Raw genomic sequence first — 16,758 nt, 5'->3', positions numbered from 1 at the left:
GACTTCAATTATCCCAGCCTGCCGTCCCGGATATTCTCGGCCAGGGGTGCGGGGCGCGCGACCGGGGTTTTGATCGCGATGGTGCGGCCGTCGCGGGCGGCATGCTCGAAGGCTTCCATGACCTCCAGCACGTGCAGAGCCAATGCGCCATTGGCGCGGTGCGGGCGGTTATCGAGAATGCCCAGCGCCATGTCGGCCACGCCCAGCGAGCGGTAATTGCCATCGGCATAGCCCTGCTCGACCGCGACCGGCACCCAGTCCTGCTCGCGTCCGCGCTGGCGCACTTCCACCTGGCCGCCGAAGAAATTCGGGTCGGGCACGATCAGGCTCTGCTCGGTGCCGTAGATTTCCAGCGGCGGATGTTTGTGCGCCGCCACGTCGAAGCTCATGGCGATCTGCACGATGGCGCCATTGGCAAAGCCCAGCGAGCCGGTGACATGGGTGTCGATCCGAACCGGCACTTTCTGGCCCTTTTTGGGTTCGGAGGTGATGGTCCGCTCGTCCCTGAGACGCGAGGACATGGCCGATACCCGGGCCACCGGCCCCAGCAGGTTGACCAGGTCGGTAATGTAATAGGGTCCCATATCGAGCATCGGCCCGCCGCCCAGATCGTAATAAAAGGCCGGATCGGGATGCCAGCTTTCGTGGCCCGGGCATTGGAAGAAGGCGGTGCCGCCGACGATCTGTCCCAGCGCGCCGCTATCGACAATGGCGCGGGCCTGCTGGTGCGAACCGCCCAGGAACGTGTCGGGGGCCGAGCCGATCCGCAAGTCCGCCGCCTCGGCGGCGTCGAGCAGTCTGCGCCCTTCGGCGAAGGTGATGCCCAGCGGCTTTTCCGAATAGACATGCTTGCCGGCGGCGAGGCATTTGAGCCCCACCCCGACATGGGCGCGCGGAATGGTGAGATTGACCACCAGCGCGATTTCGGGATCGGCCAGCAGGTCGTCGACGCTCAGGGCCTTCAGGCCGAATTCGCTGGCCCGGGCTTGCGCTGCATCCTCCCGCATATCGGCCAGGCCCCTGACATCGAGCATGGCGAAGCCCGGCAGGCCATCCTTGCCCAGAATAGCCTTGAGATAGGCCGAAGAAATATTGCCGGTGCCGATGAAGCCGATGCCGAGACGCTTGGCGGACATGCGCGACGATTCTCCCTGATATGCGGGCACGAAGCTAGCCCGACGCCGAAGCAGGCGGAAGTGGATTTGTGTGATTTTTGGGGAGGGCGCCCGGTCCAGTTATTTCGGAACGTGAGGCCCTAAGCCTCGTCTCTCTCTCGGATCGTCCCCCTCGCCTCTCTCTCAGACCGTCACCCTCGCCTCTCTCTCAGACCGTCACCCTCGCGCTTGACGCGAGGGCTCTTGCGGCGGATTCCACAAACAAAAACCCTCGCGTCAAGCACGAGGGACGAGCGTGGGGAGGGGGCAAGAGCAAGAAAAACGGGGCTTTCGCCCCGCTTTTCCGTTCCGGTCAGGTGACCAGGAAGTAGATGATGATCAGCCAGATGGGGACGCCGAGCAGCCAAAGCGCGAGACCTCTGAACATGGATTTTCTCCTTTCTCGGCGGGTTTAGAAGCGGCGGAACACGTCGGCGAAGACGGTGTTGCGGTCGCGGTGATTGCCGCCCTTCTGGGCCGCCCAATAGGCGCCGATGGCCGAAACCAGCGACGAGGCTGCCAGCAGGAACGCGGCGATGATGGCCGTGTTGCGGGCGATGCGTGCCGCCTCGATGGCATCCTGGCGCGCGGCCTCGACATTGGCGATGGTCTGGTCGACCCGGGCCTGCGCCTCGTCCGGCGTCAGGGTCGTATTGGCCGCCACCACATTGGCGAGATAGGTGCGGTCTTCGGGGGAGATCGTGCCGTCATTCAGCGCCGCCTGGGCAAAGATGCGTCCGGCCTCGTCGCGGGCCACGCCCGGATCGACCGGATTGTCGGCGCGGAACAGGCCGTCGATGAAATAGGCGTTGGGATCGACGACATCCTCGGCGACGTTCGAAGCTGCGACAGTTGCCGTGGCGGCGGCACTGCCCATGGCGCTGGCCACGGCGCCGAGGCCGCCCACGGCCAGGATGGCGCCGACAAGCATGCCACCGCCCCAGACCAGGAGGCCATGGGCACCATCGCGCATGTCGCTCTCGTCTTCCGTGGCGTCGAAATGGCGACGGCGCAGCCGGCCGGTAACATAGGCGCCGGCCATGAAGCTCGAAATCTGCACCCACAGGAACCAGCTGGCGGCGGCGATGCCGATGAGCACGGCCGGAGCGCCGGCGCGGGCATTGAAGTCGACGAAATTAAGCCCGATGGCCGAGCCGAAGCTGATCAGCACCAGCGAAATGGCCGAAGCGAAGATGATGCCGGCGAAAATGGCCGGCCAATCGACATAGCCGGATGCTTCGCGGCCTTCGGCGGCGCCGGTTTCCACAATGGCGATGCCGGACGGTGTTTCAATGCTCATGTTCTGTCCTCCTCTGGGCCGGGCTCATGCGAGGCCGATAAAGGACAGGATGGCCATGACGATAACCACCAGGCCGACGAGATAGACGATGCTGTTCATAGGAAAAGCCCTCTTGTTGTGACGCTGGACAAGTCTTGGAGCTGCCGACCCGACCCTGGCGGATCGGAACAGGCTCCAGTGCGCAATCAACTGCTTAGGGCGAGATTTCGTTCCGCGCGGCCCGGCCCAAACGAAACGGGCGGGGATCGCTCCCCGCCCGCTGGTTCGGCAATTGGACGATTTTACTCCAGCCCGTCGGTCACCACGGTGGTATAGGCGCCCTCGGGCGTTTCCGTGATGATGTTCTGGTCGAGCAGCGCCTGCACGGTGCGCTCATAGGTTTCCATGTCGAGCGCGGCGTCGTCGGGATCGACCAGCTTGGTCACTTCGTTGACCATATAGAATTGGTGATCATATTCGGCCGCGCCGGTATCGTCGGCCTCGACCACGATCTCGGCGGCTTCTTCCGGGTTGTCGAGCGCATAGGCCCAGCCCTTCATCGAGGCCCGGACAAAGCGGGTATAGGCGTCGACCTTGGCCGGATCGTCGAGGCTGTCCTCCATGACGTAGAGCCCGTCCTCGAGCAGGTCGTTGCCCATCTCGGTATAGTTGAAGATGGTCAGGTTGTCCGGGCCATAGCCGGCATCGAGCGCCTGTCCATATTCGTTATAGGTCATGACCGAGATGCAATCGGCCTGGCCCTGGATCATCGGCTGGACGTCGAAGCTCTGTTGCAGGACGGTGACGCCGCCTTCCGAGCCGTCGGTGGCCAGGCCCAGCTTGTTCATCCAGGCGAAGAACGGATATTCATTGCCGAAGAACCAGACGCCCAGCGTATGGCCGGGGAAATCGGCTTCCGAGGTGATGCCGGTTTCGGTCGGGCAGATCATCATCAGGCCCGAGCGCTTATAGGGCTGGGCGATGTTGACCAATGGCACGCCGCTTTCGCGCGCCGCCATGCCGGCCGCCATCCAGGTGACGATGATATCGGCGCCGCCGCCGGCGATCACCTGTTCCGGCGCGATATTGGGTCCGCCGGCCAGGATGGTGACGTCGAGGTCTTCCTCGTCGTAGAAGCCCTTGGCCTCGGCGACGAGATAGCCGGCAAACTGCGCCTGCGTCACCCATTTGAGTTGCAGCGTCAGCGCATCGGCGGCCATGGCGGCCGGGGCGGCGGACAGCGCCAGCGCGCCGGCCAGAAGTCCCGTGATGATGTTCTTCTTCATTGTCGTTCCCTTTTCCCTTTTACGCCCGCCCACCACGGACGGACGGATGCCAGAAGGTGACGCCCCTTTCGATGAGGGCGATCACCCCGTAGAAGGCGGACCCCGCGACCGCCGCAACGGCGATCTCCGCCCAGACCAGGTCGATGGCGAGACGCCCCACCCCGGTCGAAATCCGGAAGCCCATTCCCACGACGGGCGTTCCGAAAAATTCCGCTACGATTGCGCCGATCAAGGCCAGAGTCGAGTTGATCTTGAGGGCGTTGAATATGAAGGGGCCCGCAGCGGGAAGCCTGAGCTTCATAAGGGTCTGCCAATAGGAGGCGGCATAGGTTTCCATCAGGTCGCGTTCCATGGACGAGGCGGCATTGAGCCCGGCCACGGAATTGACCAGCATGGGAAAGAAGGTCATGGCGACGACGACCGCCGCCTTGCTCTGCCAGTCGAAGCCGAACCACATGACCATGATCGGCGCGATGCCGATGATCGGCAGCGCCGACATGAAATTGCCGATCGGCAGCAGCCCCGCCTTGAGGAAGGGCGAGCGGTCGACGGCGATGGCGACGAGCAGCCCGGCCAGACAGCCAATGGCATAGCCGGGCAGCACCGACTTGATGAAGGTCTGCACGAAATCGGCCCAGAGGATATTGGTCTCGGCGGCCAGCCGCGCCCCGATGGACGATGGCGGCGGCAGCAGCACCGGCGGCACATTGGCGCCGCGGGTGACCACTTCCCAGACCACCAGCAGCGCCAGCCCGAAGATCACCGGGATGAGGAGCCCGGTTCCGGTTTCGGGCAATTGCCCCGCCCTGATGGCGGCAGACAGCCGTTCGACGAACAGCCAGGCAAAGGCCCAGGCCGATACCAGCGCCAGCCAGTAATGTCCCGGCATGACCCCGCCCGGCAGCGCCGCGATCAGCGCCACGGCGCCCAGAACCGCCAGCCCGCCGTCGAGCCAGAGGCCGAGCGGCACGGCCAGGCGCAGCAGCGACAGCCCGCCCAGCGCGAAGAACAGGGCCAGTAGCGGCGCCTCGCTCAGGCTGGTGAGGCTGAACGCCAGCCCGGCTAGCGCCGCAATGCCGCCGGCCAGCGCCAGCACCTGCTGTAATGGGGTGAGCGATTTCATCATGCCCTTACCCCCATGCGTCCGTTCGCCCAGCGTTCGGCGCCGCCGACAATGGCGACCAGCACCGCCGCGAGCCCGGCGGCCAGGAACAGGGCCGCCCAGATCTGGATGGTCTGGCCGTTATAGGAGCCGGTGAGCAGCCGCACGCCCAGCCCGCCGCCCGAGGCATTGGACAATTCGGCCACCACCGCCCCGATCAGCGAGATGGCGATGCCCACTTTCATCGAGGCGAACAGGAACGGCATGGCGGCCGGCCAGCGCAGCTTCCAGAACAATTGCCAGCCATTGGCGTCATAGGTGCGCATCAGGTCGAGCTGGATCGCTTCGGGCGAGCGCAGGCCCTTGACCATGCCGACCACGACGGGGAAGAAACTCAGATACATCGAGATCAGCGCCTTGGGCACCAGCCCGGTCAGCCCCACCGCGCCCAGTCCCACCACCACCATCGGCGCCACCGCCAGGATGGGGATGGTCTGGCTGGCGATGATCCAGGGCATGAGCGAGCGGTCCGAGGCATCGTTGTGGATGATCGCCACCGCCAGCACCACGCCCAGGGCCGTGCCGAAGCCGAAACCCAGCAGTGTCGCCGACAGCGTGATCCAGCCATGATAGGCCAGCGAGCGGCGCGAGGTGATGTCCAGCGCGATGGTGGCGTTCCAGATTTCGCTGGCCACCTGATGCGGCGCCGGCAGCACCGGCTTGTCCTGCGCCCAGGTCTGGGCGGCGAATTCGGTGAAGGGCACGTTTTCGAGCCCGGCCCGGCCGTTAAGAATATTCTGCCAGGGCGCGTTCATCGGAATCGCCGCGGCGTACCAGATGACGAGTATGGCGATGAGGATGGTGAGGATGGGCAAGGTACGGTTCATGTCGCCACCCCGCGCGCGATGCGCCCTTCTCCCCTCTCCCCTGGTGGGAGCGGGCCAGCAGTTCTGCGTTCAGCAAAATTGCAGGGTGAGGGGGGCTCTCCGCCCCTCGCATCCGCATGGACGGATCGCGAACCCCTCATCCGCCCCTCCGGGGCACCGTCTCCCACAAGGGGGAAAGGAACGCCGGCACGGGTGAGGCCATACCCCATCACGCCACCTCCTCATAGGAATGCCCGGCCCGCAGCCCGTCGCGCACCCGCGCCGCGATTTCGAGGAATTCCGGCGTCTCGCGAATGTCCAGCGGCCGTTCGCGCGGCAGGGTGCTTTCGATGATATCGGTCACCCGGCCGGGACGCGGCGACATCACCACGATCCTGGTCGACAGATAGACCGCCTCGGGAATGGAATGGGTGACGAAGCAGATGGTCTTCTGGGTGCGATCCCAAAGCTTCAAAAGCTCGGAATTGAGATGATCGCGCACGATCTCGTCCAGCGCCCCGAACGGTTCGTCCATCAGCAGCAGGTCGGCGTCGAAGCTCAGCGCCCTTGCGATGGAGGCCCGCTGCTGCATGCCGCCGGACAGCTGCCAGGGAAATTTCTTCTCAAAGCCGGCCAGATTGACCAGGTCCAGCGTGCGCTTGACCCGCTCGGCCTGCTCGGCGGCCGAATAGCCCATGATTTCGAGCGGCAGCGCCACGTTCTTCTCGATATTCCGCCAGGGATAAAGTGCCGCCGCCTGGAAGACATAGCCATAGGCCCGGCTCTTGCGTGCCTCTTCCGGCGTCTGCCCATTGATGCTCAGCGTGCCCGAAGTGGGCTTTTCGAGGTCGGCAATAGTGCGCAGGAACGTCGTCTTGCCGCAGCCCGAGGGGCCGATAAAGGAAACGAAGTCGCCCTTTTCAATGGTGAGGGTCACGTCGGACAGCGCCACGACGTCGCCGTCCCCTGCGGGGAAGGTCAGCCCCAATTGGTCCGCGCGGATCACCGGGGCGGTCCCTGCCGCTGCCTGTCCTGCGCTGTTATCGATCGTCCCGGCCAATAGCCCACCCCTATTTTTTATTCCCGCCGGACAGGTCCGTCCGGCAGCCTTGTCGTTCTTGCAAGCTCCGTGCCGTTCCCGGGAAGCGCAGGTCTTTGCCTCTGCTCGCTTCCTCTCCCTTGTGCACGTGCCTCATTATTGGTCAGTATGCCGAGAATTATACCCCACTTGCCGGAATGCCTGTCCGCTCAACCTTGCGCGGCGCGACGATTTCCTTCCACTGGCTAAGCGCGCGGTTCACAGGATTCTTGGCCTCGCGGGCCACGAACTTGCCATGGCCCGGCTCCGCCTTCACCTCGTTTTCGGCCACCGACACCTTGCCTCGGCTCAGCACGTAGCGGGGCAGGCCGGTCACTTCGAAGCCTTCGAACACATTATAGTCGATCACCGATTGCTGGCTTTTGGCCGAGATCGTCTTGCTGCTTTTGGGGTCCCAGACCACGAGGTCGGCATCGGCGCCCACCATCACCGCCCCTTTTTTCGGATAGAGATTGAGGATCTTGGCGATATTGGTCGAGGTCACCGCCACGAATTCGTTGGGCGTCAGCCGGCCGGTATTGACCCCTGCCGTCCACAGCACCGGCAGCCGGTCCTCCAGCCCACCGGTGCCATTGGGAATCTTGGCGAAATTGCCGATGCCGGTGCGCTTCTGCTCGGAGGTGAAGGCGCAATGGTCGGTGGCCACGCAGGAGAGCGAGCCCGCCTGCAGCCCGGCCCAGAGCGAGTCCTGATGCGCCTTGTTGCGGAAGGGCGGCGACATCACCCGCCGCGCCGCATGGTCCCAATCGGGGTTGAAATATTCGCTCTCGTCCAGCGTCAGATGCTGGATCAGCGGCTCGCCATAAACGCGCATGCCCTTCTGCCGCGCCCGGCGGATGGCTTCATGCGACTGCTCGCAGCTGGTATGCACCACATAGAGCGGCACGCCCGCCATATCCGCCAGCATGATGGCGCGGTTGGTGGCTTCGCCCTCCACTTCCGGCGGCCGCGAATAGGCATGGCCTTCCGGGCCGTTATTGCCTTCGGCCAGCAGCTTTTCCGTCATTGCCGCGACCACGTCACCGTTTTCGGCATGCACCAGGGGCAGGGCGCCGAGGGCGGCGCAGCGCTGGAAGCTGGCGAACATCTCGTCGTCGTTCACCATCAGCGCGCCCTTATAGGCCATGAAATGCTTGAAGCTGGTAATGCCGCGATCGACCACTTCGGCCATTTCCTCGAACACCTGCTCGCCCCACCAGGTGATGGCCATGTGGAAGGAATAATCGGTGCTCGCCTTGCCGGCCTTGTTGTCCCACATCTTGAGCGCCTCGAGCAGGCTCTGGTCGGGATTGGGCAGGCAGAAATCCACCACCATCGTAGTGCCGCCGGCCAGCGCGGCCCGTGTGCCGCTCTCGAAATCGTCGGCCGAATAGGTGCCCATGAACGGCATTTCCAGATGCGTATGCGGATCGATGCCACCGGGCATGACATAGCAGCCACTGGCGTCGAGAACCTCGTCGCCGGACAGGTTCTGCCCGATCTCGACGATCACATCGCCCTCGATCTTCACATCGGCTTCATAGCTGAGGTCTGCCGTAACGACAGTGCCGCCCTTGATAATCGTGCTCATGATGCGTTTTCCTCTCGTCTTTTAGACCCTTCATCCATCTCCCCGAGAGAGAGCAGAACGGACCGAGCCATTATTGAAGCTTTGGCGCTATCGGAGGCGCGCATCCCTCTTATTCCTCTCCCCCTCGGGGAGAGGGTGGCCGAAGCGAAGCGGAGGTCGGGTGAGGGCGAACCCTCGATCACGCCAAGGATGGCCGACAGCACACCCTCCCGATTGCCCGTCACCTCGTTGTTCCAGAACCGCAGAACGGCATAGCCCTCGGCATTGAGAAATGCCGTTCGCCTCTCATCGGCAGCATTTTCCGCATGCTGCCCGCCATCGAGTTCGACGATCAATGCAGCCTCGCGGCAGGCGAAATCGGCGAAATACGGGCCGACCGGAAATTGCCGGACGAATTTATGCCCGGCCAGCCCGCGATTGCGCAGCACGTACCAGAGCCGGTTTTCGGCAATGGACGCATTGCGGCGCAATTGGCGGGGCCGGGTGGTCATGGAAAAATGCCCTCACCCGTCTCGCGCTTCGCGCGATCCACCCTCTCCCCGAGGGGGAGAGGAATAAGAGCGAGCGCCGGACCATTCTTCTCCCCCTCGGGGAGAAGGTGGCGCGCAGCGCCGGATGAGGGGGCCTTAACTCTCACTCTACAATCCCCGCCGTCTCGACCACCGCGTGGAACAGCACATCGGCTCCGGCGGTTGCCCATTCCTTGGAAATGTCTTCCGCCTCATTATGCGAGAGCCCGTCCACGCAGGGGCACATGATCATCGTCGCCGGCGCCACCTTGGCGGCCCAACAGGCGTCGTGGCCGGCGCCGGACACGATGTCCATATGGCTGTAGCCGAGCTTTTCGGCCGCCTCGCGCACCCGCGCCACCAGCTTTGGATCGAAGGTGACGGGATCGAAATGCCCCACCGCTTCCATGGCATAGTCCACGCCCAGATCGGCGCAGATGGCCTGCGCCTGCGCCTCGATCCGCTCGCGCATGGCGGTGAGCTTGGCCAGTTCGGGCGAGCGGATATCGACGGTGAACACCACCGTGCCGGGCAGCACATTGCGTGAATTGGGGGAGAACTGCATCTGCCCGACTCCGCCCACCGCGCCCGGCTGGTGCTCCATGGCCACCGCCTGCACCATGTCCAGGATCCGCGCCATGGCCAGCCCGGCATTGACGCGCATCTTCATCGGCGTCGAGCCGGTATGGGCTTCCTTGCCGGTCAGGGTGAATTCGAGCCACCACAGGCCCTGGCCATGGGTGACGACGCCGATCTGCTTGTTCTCTGCCTCGAGGATCGGTCCCTGCTCGATATGATATTCGAAATAGGCGTGCATCTTGCGCGCGCCCACCTGCTCCTCGCCGCGCCAGCCGATGCGCTCCAGCTCCTCGCCGAAGCTCTTGCCCTCCCGGTCCTGGCGGGAATAGGCGTAATCCTGGCTCAGCACTCCGGCAAATACGCCCGAAGCCAGCATGGCCGGGGCGAAGCGCGCGCCTTCCTCGTTGGTCCAGTTGGTGACGACGATCGGATGCCTGGTGCGGATATTGAGATCGTTGAGCGAGCGCACCACTTCGAGCCCGGCCAATACCCCCAGCACTCCGTCATATTTGCCGCCGGTGGGCTGGGTATCGAGATGGGAGCCGACATAGACGGGCAGGGCGTCCGGATCGGTTCCGGGTCGCGTCATGAACATGGTGCCCATCTGGTCGACGCCCATGGAAAGGCCGGCCTGTTCGCACCAGCTCTGGAACAGCTCGCGCCCCTGCTTGTCGGCATCGGTCAGCGTCTGCCGATTATTGCCCCCGGCAATGCCCGGCCCGATCTCGGCCATTGCCATCAGGCTCTCCCAGAGCCTGTCGCCATTGATCCGAAGGTTTTCGCCGGGAGAGGTCATGATGCGCGCTCGTCGTGATGGTCGGAACGAAAAAGCCCCGCCGCCGCATTGACGCGGGCGGCAGGGCCGGGAGAACTCATGAATGAGCGGGCAAGGCCCGCTCCGCAAGGAGAGGGAGAACGGGCCAGCGATTTGTGGATGACGCTGACCATCTTGTCCCTACTTCACGCTGGGAAAGCTGAATTCCGCGCCGCCCTTGATGCCGGCGGGCCAGCGGGTGGTGACGGTCTTGAGCCGCGTATAGAAATGCACGCCTTCCGGTCCATAGATGGCATGGTCGCCGAACAGGCTCCGCTTCCAGCCGCCGAAGGAGTGATAGGCCACCGGCACCGGGATCGGCACGTTGATGCCCACCATGCCCACTTCGATCTTGTCGGCGAAGTCGCGGGCGGCGTCGCCGTCGCGGGTGAAGATCGCCGTGCCATTGGCATATTCATGGCCATGGATGAGGTCGACCGCGTCCTTGAAGCTGTCGCGGCGCACCACCGACAGCACCGGGCCGAAGATTTCGTCCTTATAGATGTCCATATGCGGCTCGACATCGTCGAACAGGGTGCCGCCGACATAATAGCCGTTTTCATAGCCCTGCAGCGTGAAGCCGCGGCCATCCACCACCAGCTTGGCGCCCTGTTCCTCGCCCTTGTCGATATAGGAGACGATCTTGTCGCGGTGCATCTTGGTGACCACCGGACCCATTTCGGCGTCCTTGTCGGTGGCCGGGCCGATCTTGAGCGCCTCGACGCGGGGCTTGAGCTTGGCCACCAATGCGTCGGCGGTTTCCTTTCCAACCGGCACCGCCACCGAAATGGCCATGCAGCGCTCGCCGGCCGAGCCGTAGCCGGCGCCCATCAGCGCATCGGCCGCCTGGTCGAGATCGGCGTCGGGCATGATGATCATGTGGTTTTTGGCGCCGCCCAGGGCCTGCACGCGCTTACCCGCCGCCGTGCCGCGCTGATAGACATATTCGGCGATCGGAGTGGAGCCGACGAAGCTCACCGCGCTGATATCGGCATGGTCGAGGATGGCGTCCACCATCTCCTTGTCGCCATGGATGACGTTGAGAATGCCCTCGGGCAGCCCGGCATCCATGAACAGGTTCCAGGCCAGCATGGACGCGGAGGGGTCGCGCTCAGAGGGCTTGAGGATGAAGGCATTGCCGCAGGCAATGGCCGCCGGATACATCCACATCGGCACCATGGCCGGGAAGTTGAACGGGGTGATGCCGGCCACCACGCCCAAAGGCTGGCGATCCGAATAGGTGTCGATATTGGGCCCGACATTGCGGGAGAATTCGCCCTTGAGTAATTGCGGAATGCCGCAGGCATAATCGACGCAATCGATGCCGCGCGCCACTTCGCCCAGCGCGTCGTCATGCACCTTGCCATGCTCGCGCGAAATGGCGCGCGCCAGCTCGTCGGCATGCTGGTCGAGCAGTGCCTTGAATTTGAACATGATACGAGCGCGCTTCATCGGCGGGGTATGGCCCCAGGCCACCTGTGCCGTTTTCGCCGAGGCCACCGCCGCGTTCAGCTCGTCCGGCGTCGACAGCGGCAATTCGGCGCTCTGCTCGCCCGTCGCCGGATTGAACACCGGTACGCGCCGCGTCGAGCTGGAGACATAGCGCTTGCCGGCTACGGCGTTTTCAATGACCTGCATCAGCCAATCCTCTTCTTAACGGGAACAAAAATTCTATATTTTTCATCATAGAATGTTTGTTCCGATTTACTCAAGCGCCTTGAGGATGCCCGCGAGCGTGGAAACGATCTGGTCGATCTCTTTTTCCGAAACGATCAGCGGCGGCGACAGCGCGATGATATCGCCGGTGGTGCGGATCAGCAGACCCTGCTCATAGGCCTTGAGGAAGGCGGCGAAAGCCCGCTTGGTCGGTTGTCCGGCAATCGGCTCCAGTTCGATGGCGCCGACCAGGCCGATATTGCGGATATCGATGACATGCGGCAGCCCCTTGAGGGAATGCAGCCCGTCCTCCCACACTTTGGCCAGCTCCTGGCCGCGGGTCAGCAGGCCCTCTTCCTTGTAGGTTTCCAGCGTCGCCACGCCTGCGGCGGAGGCAATCGGATTGCCCGAATAGGTATAACCGTGGAAGAATTCGATCAGATGTTCCGGCCCGCTCATGAAGGCGTCGTGGATCTCCTTGGAGACCAGCACCGCGCCCATGGGGATGACGCCATTGGTCAGGCCCTTGGCGGTGATCATGATATCGGGGATGACGCCGAAATAATCCGCCGCGAACGGGGTGCCCAAGCGCCCGAAGCCGGTGATCACCTCGTCGAAGATCAGCAAGATGCCGTGCTTCCTGGTGATCTCGCGCAAGCGCTTCAGATAGCCCGGCGGCGGAATCAGCACGCCGGTCGAGCCGGCCACCGGCTCGACGATCACTGCGGCAATGGTCGAGGCGTCATGCAGGGTGACGATGCGCTCCAACTCGTCCGCCAGGTCGGCGCCATGTGCCGGCTCGCCGCGCGAAAAGGCGTTCCTGGCAAGGTCGTGGGTATGAGGCAGGTGATCGACGCCGGTGAGCAGCGTACCGAACATCTTGCGGTTGGAGACGATGCCGCCCACCGAGATGCCGCCGAAATTGACCCCATGATAGCCGCGCTCGCGCCCGATCAGCCGGAAGCGGCTGCCATCGCCCTTCACCCGATGATAGGCCAGCGCCACCTTGAGCGCCGTTTCCACCGATTCCGAGCCGGAATTGGTGAATAGCACATGGTCCAGCCCTTCGGGCGCCAGGTCCACCAGCCGATTGGCCAGCTCGAACGCCTTGGGATGCCCCATCTGGAAGGCCGGCGCGTAATCGAGCTCGGCGGCCTGATTGGCGATGGCCTCGACGATTCTGGGCCGTGCATGGCCGGCATTGACGCACCACAGGCCCGCCGTGCCGTCCAGCACCTGCCGTCCGTCGCTGGTGGTATAGTGCATGTCCTTGGCGGCCACGAACATGCGCGGGGATTTCTTGAACTGCCGGTTTGCCGTGAACGGCATCCAGAAGGCGCTGAGGTCGTTCGGCGCAACGTTGGATGTAGTGGACAAAAAACTCTCGCTCCCGATCATATTGGGCTGGTTTTTCGTTTGGGGCTTGACGTTGGCAAGTGAACCCAAGAAATTTTGACCAGTTGGAAAAATGTTAGCATCCCTACACATTCCCGCAAGGCGAAAATGGCACCGCGAAAAATGAAAGCCGTCGAGCAGCCGATTTCGGCCCGGAAGGGCGCCGGCAGCCGCGTCCCGGGGCGGTCACGGCCGCTGACCCGCATCCAGAAGGAAAAGCAGGACATCATCCTCGAAGCGGCGCTGGAAGTGTTTTCGGTCCACGGCTTTCGCGGCGCCACCATCGACCAGATCGCCGAAGTGGCGGGGATGAGCAAACCCAACCTGCTCTATTACTTCCCCAAAAAGGAAGAGATTCACCGAAGGCTGATTTCGACCCTGCTCGATACCTGGCTGGCGCCATTGCGCGAAATGAACGATGGCGGCGACCCTTTCGGCGAAATCCGCTCCTATATCCGCCGCAAGCTGGAAATGGCCCGCGACTTTCCGCGCGAAAGCCGGCTCTTCGCCAATGAAATGCTGCGCGGCGCCGAACATGTCAGCGACATGATCGAGATCGATCTCAAAAATCTTGTCGATGACAAGGCCAAGGTGCTGCTCGCCTGGATGGACCAGGGCAAGCTGGTGCGCACCGATCCCTATCACCTGATCTTTTCCATCTGGGCCACCACCCAGCATTATGCCGATTTCGACGTTCAGGTCCGCGCCGTGCTCGGTCCCGACCGCAACGGCGACAACCGCTTCGACGACGCCGCCCGCTATCTCGAACAGGTCTTCATGCACGGCCTCGCCCCCAAACCGCGCGCAGACGGGTAGGGGAGGCCTCTCGGCTCCGGCGGGAGAGGCGCGGCCGCCTATAGCCTTACCCGGAACCATCGCCCTGCGCCTCCCTCCCCCTTGAGGAGGAGTGTTTACATAGGGCACTTCGAGCTAAGTTGTCTCGGGACGTGAGACCCTTAGCCCCCTCCCCCCTTGAGGGGAGGGAAGGGGAGGGGGTGCTGCGGTTCCTACACATCCGGCAGCCTCGTCCCTGGCTCCGACACCCCCACCCTCAATCCCTCCCCTCAAGGGGAAGGGGGGATGGAGCCACACGCCTCGCGTCAACTCAGTCTTAAACCATTCACTGCGCAGCGCTTCTCGCGGCCAGACTGGACGTCGCCCTCGAACCAATAACCATCCAAAAAATCCCCTCCACCCCCCATTAACCCCGGCCGGGTCATCCTAAGCCCCACCCGCCCAAAGGACCTCTCCCGTGTCGTCTTCCACGCTCAATCTCCGTGACCGGCACTGGTTCATCCTGATCTGGTCGCTGGTCGCCGTCGCGCTGATTGTCCGCAGCTTCGCCACCAATGCCGGTGCTCCGCTCTTCATCGATACCGACGATGCCATGCACATGGTCGTGGCCCGCGATTTTCTCGCCGGGCAGGGCTGGTACGATCCTATCCAGCATCGGCTCGACACGCCCTATGGCGCCGATATCCATTGGTCGCGGCTGGTCGATCTGCCGCTGGCTGGCTTGCTGGCTTTTTCTTCTCTCCTGTTCGAACCGCAGGCGGCCTTGGCGGTCACCGGCACGATCTGGCCGCTGCTGCTGCTGGGCCTGCTGCTCTGGCTTTCCAAGCGCGTGACCTTCGAACTGGTCGGGCGCGAGGGTCTATTGCCCGCCTTGGCGCTGCCCATTCTCGCCCCCGCCGTCCTGGCCGAATTCCTGCCCGGGCGAGTGGACCACCACAATGTCGTCATCGTGCTGACCATGGCCTGCCTGCTGGCGACGCTGCTGGCCCTGCACCGTCCGCTCTGGGCCTGGCTCGCCGGCCTGGCCGCCGCCACGGCGCTGTCCATCGCCGTCGAGGCCATACCCGGCGTCGTCGCTACGATCCTGGCATTCGGCCTGGCCTATGCCGCCGATCCGGCCCGCGCCGTCAATCTGCGCCGTTTCGGGCTCGGCTTTGCCGGCTTCATGCTGGTTCATTTCCTGCTGGCCCGGCCGCCCGGGCGCTGGCTGGAAGCGGCCTGCGACGCGATTTCGCCGGTCTATGTGCTGGCGGCGCTGGCAATCGGCGGCGCCTATCTCCTGGTCTCGATCCTGCCGGCGCCGCGGGTGCTCTGGCAGCGCCTAGCCCTATTGTCCAGCATGGGCCTGGCCGCCGCCGCCCTGGTGGTTCTCGTCTATCCGCAATGCCTCGCCGGCCCCTATGCCGCGCTCGATCCCTGGCTGCGCGACAATTGGATCGCCGCCATTGTCGAGGCTCAGCCCTGGCATCAAGCGCTGGCGACAATGCCCGCCTATGCCATCGGCGTCGCCGTGCCGATCCTGCTCGGTCTGCTCGCCGGGCTGGTCGCCTGCCGCTTCGACGCGCGGCACCGCCTCGCCTGGCTGATCCTGTTGGTCTTCATCACCTGCACCGCCTTCATCATGCTGGCCCAGATACGCGGGGCCCGGCTGGCCGTGTTGCCGGCGGTTCCGGCCGCCGCCTGGCTGATCGTCATGGCACGGCGCGCCTATCTGGCCCATCCGCGCCTGCCGCGGATCATGGCGCTGCTCGGCGCCTGGCTGGCCGCCTGCGGCCTGGTCCTGGTGCTGCTGGTCAATCTGGTGCTCGGCCTCATGCCGCAGGGCGGTGGCCCTGCCATGGCCGAAACGCGGGAAGGCCGCATGGCGTGTCTCGCTCCCGCCGCCTTCGCCGACCTGCGGGCGCTGCCGCCGGAGCGGATCATGGCGCCCATCGATTTGGGCGCCCATATCCTGCTCGAAACGCCGCATGCCGTGGTCGGCGCGCCCTATCATCGCAACCAGCGGGGTCTGCTCGACACGTTCCGCTTCTTCAATGGTCCCGCCGCCACCGCCCGCCGCATCGCCGAGCAACGCGGGCTCGGCCTGCTGGTCACCTGCGAGGCCTTGCCCGAAATGCATGGGCCGGCGCGCGACGAGCCCGGCACCGTTCTCAATCTGCTGGCCAATGATATTCTGCCGGACTGGTTGGTCGACGTCTCCGTCGGCGGCCCGCTCAAGGTCTATGCCATCCTGCCTTGATTTACTCCGGTGCCCGGTGCCGGATCGGGATTTTATGCCAATCCCAGTTCCAGCCGCTTCTTGCGGCTGAGTCGGCCCGCCACCAGCCGGTGCGCCTCCCTGATATAGGCCCTGACCTCGTCGTCGCTCAGGGCGCTTTCATGGGAAATGGCCACCCATCGGGCGCGGGCGAAATAGGGCGCCGGGCGGATGCCGGGCATTTCGGTCATCAGTTCGAAGGCCATGTCCGACACTTTGAGCCAGACCTCGCCGGGATCGCGATCGAGCAGGCAGAAAATCCTGCCGCCCACCTTGGCCACCGAATCGTCGCGCCATTGCCGCACCAGCTCGGCGGCGGGCAGGCCCAGCACGAAGGCCTCGAATGCGGCGCGGTGCATGATCGGCAGATGGGACATGGCTGGAGTTAACAGTCTGC

14 protein-coding genes are annotated in these 16,758 nt (G+C 64.2%); 2 read left to right on the top strand and 12 right to left on the bottom strand.

From position 1 onward, the window contains the following. Positions 1–8: 8 nt before the first annotated feature. The 11 genes from O9Z70_RS11785 to aptA all read right to left on the bottom strand — a co-directional run bounded on the left by O9Z70_RS11785 (position 9) and on the right by aptA (position 13,243). Positions 9–1,136, bottom strand: coding sequence for a Gfo/Idh/MocA family protein (locus tag O9Z70_RS11785; RefSeq protein ID WP_286019645.1), 1,128 nt, complete (start codon positions 1,134–1,136; stop codon positions 9–11). 430 nt (positions 1,137–1,566) lie between these two features. Continuing rightward, positions 1,567–2,454 carry a hypothetical protein gene (locus O9Z70_RS11780; RefSeq protein ID WP_286019644.1) on the bottom strand — a complete coding sequence of 296 codons (888 nt, stop codon included), beginning with the start codon at positions 2,452–2,454 and terminating at the stop codon, positions 1,567–1,569. Positions 2,455–2,735: 281 nt separating this feature from the next. After that, positions 2,736–3,719, bottom strand: coding sequence for an ABC transporter substrate-binding protein (locus O9Z70_RS11775; RefSeq protein ID WP_286019643.1), 984 nt, complete (start codon positions 3,717–3,719; stop codon positions 2,736–2,738). A gap of 19 nt (positions 3,720–3,738) precedes the next feature. After that, positions 3,739–4,608, bottom strand: coding sequence for an ABC transporter permease (locus O9Z70_RS11770; RefSeq protein ID WP_286022004.1), 870 nt, complete (start codon positions 4,606–4,608; stop codon positions 3,739–3,741). A 233-nt stretch (positions 4,609–4,841) separates the two neighbouring features. After that, positions 4,842–5,708 (bottom strand): ABC transporter permease, encoded by an 867-nt coding sequence (locus O9Z70_RS11765; protein WP_286019642.1) that lies wholly within the window; start codon positions 5,706–5,708, stop codon positions 4,842–4,844. 208 nt (positions 5,709–5,916) lie between these two features. Next, complete coding sequence (locus tag O9Z70_RS11760) at positions 5,917–6,693, bottom strand: ABC transporter ATP-binding protein (protein ID WP_502870126.1); 777 nt, start codon at positions 6,691–6,693, stop codon at positions 5,917–5,919. 211 nt (positions 6,694–6,904) lie between these two features. Then, positions 6,905–8,356: a dihydropyrimidinase gene (gene hydA / locus O9Z70_RS11755; protein WP_286019641.1), complete on the bottom strand. Its 1,452-nt coding sequence runs from the start codon at positions 8,354–8,356 to the stop codon at positions 6,905–6,907. Then, positions 8,353–8,847, bottom strand: coding sequence for an endonuclease domain-containing protein (locus O9Z70_RS11750; RefSeq protein WP_286019640.1), 495 nt, complete (start codon positions 8,845–8,847; stop codon positions 8,353–8,355). Before O9Z70_RS11750 ends, hydA begins: the two co-directional genes overlap by 4 nt. 142 nt (positions 8,848–8,989) lie before the next feature. Beyond that, complete coding sequence (locus O9Z70_RS11745) at positions 8,990–10,240, bottom strand: Zn-dependent hydrolase (RefSeq protein ID WP_286019639.1); 1,251 nt, start codon at positions 10,238–10,240, stop codon at positions 8,990–8,992. Positions 10,241–10,399: 159 nt separating this feature from the next. Beyond that, positions 10,400–11,896, bottom strand: coding sequence for a CoA-acylating methylmalonate-semialdehyde dehydrogenase (locus tag O9Z70_RS11740; protein ID WP_286019638.1), 1,497 nt, complete (start codon positions 11,894–11,896; stop codon positions 10,400–10,402). Between the two features lie 66 nt (positions 11,897–11,962). Further along, positions 11,963–13,243: an omega-aminotransferase AptA gene (gene aptA, locus O9Z70_RS11735; RefSeq protein WP_286022002.1), complete on the bottom strand. Its 1,281-nt coding sequence runs from the start codon at positions 13,241–13,243 to the stop codon at positions 11,963–11,965. Between the two features lie 174 nt (positions 13,244–13,417). Between aptA and O9Z70_RS11730 the strand changes: the two genes are divergently transcribed. Together O9Z70_RS11730 and O9Z70_RS11725 are read left to right on the top strand one after the other, a co-directional pair. Continuing rightward, positions 13,418–14,125, top strand: a complete 708-nt coding sequence (locus tag O9Z70_RS11730; RefSeq protein ID WP_286019637.1) for a TetR family transcriptional regulator C-terminal domain-containing protein — start codon at positions 13,418–13,420, stop codon at positions 14,123–14,125. Positions 14,126–14,561: 436 nt separating this feature from the next. Continuing rightward, positions 14,562–16,343 carry a hypothetical protein gene (locus tag O9Z70_RS11725; RefSeq protein ID WP_286019636.1) on the top strand — a complete coding sequence of 594 codons (1,782 nt, stop codon included), beginning with the start codon at positions 14,562–14,564 and terminating at the stop codon, positions 16,341–16,343. 32 nt (positions 16,344–16,375) lie between these two features. On the opposite strand, the gene O9Z70_RS11720 is transcribed toward O9Z70_RS11725, so the two are convergent. Further along, entirely contained in the window at positions 16,376–16,738 is a 363-nt protein-coding gene (locus O9Z70_RS11720) for an MmcQ/YjbR family DNA-binding protein (RefSeq protein ID WP_286019635.1), read from the bottom strand. Between the last annotated feature and the right edge of the window lie 20 nt (positions 16,739–16,758).

It is taken from the genome of Devosia sp. YIM 151766, assembly GCF_030285925.1.
Classification (GTDB): Bacteria; Pseudomonadota; Alphaproteobacteria; order Rhizobiales; family Devosiaceae; genus Devosia.
The sequence above is the reverse complement of the archived record's forward strand: the minus strand, read 5'-3'. Positions and strand labels throughout refer to the sequence as shown.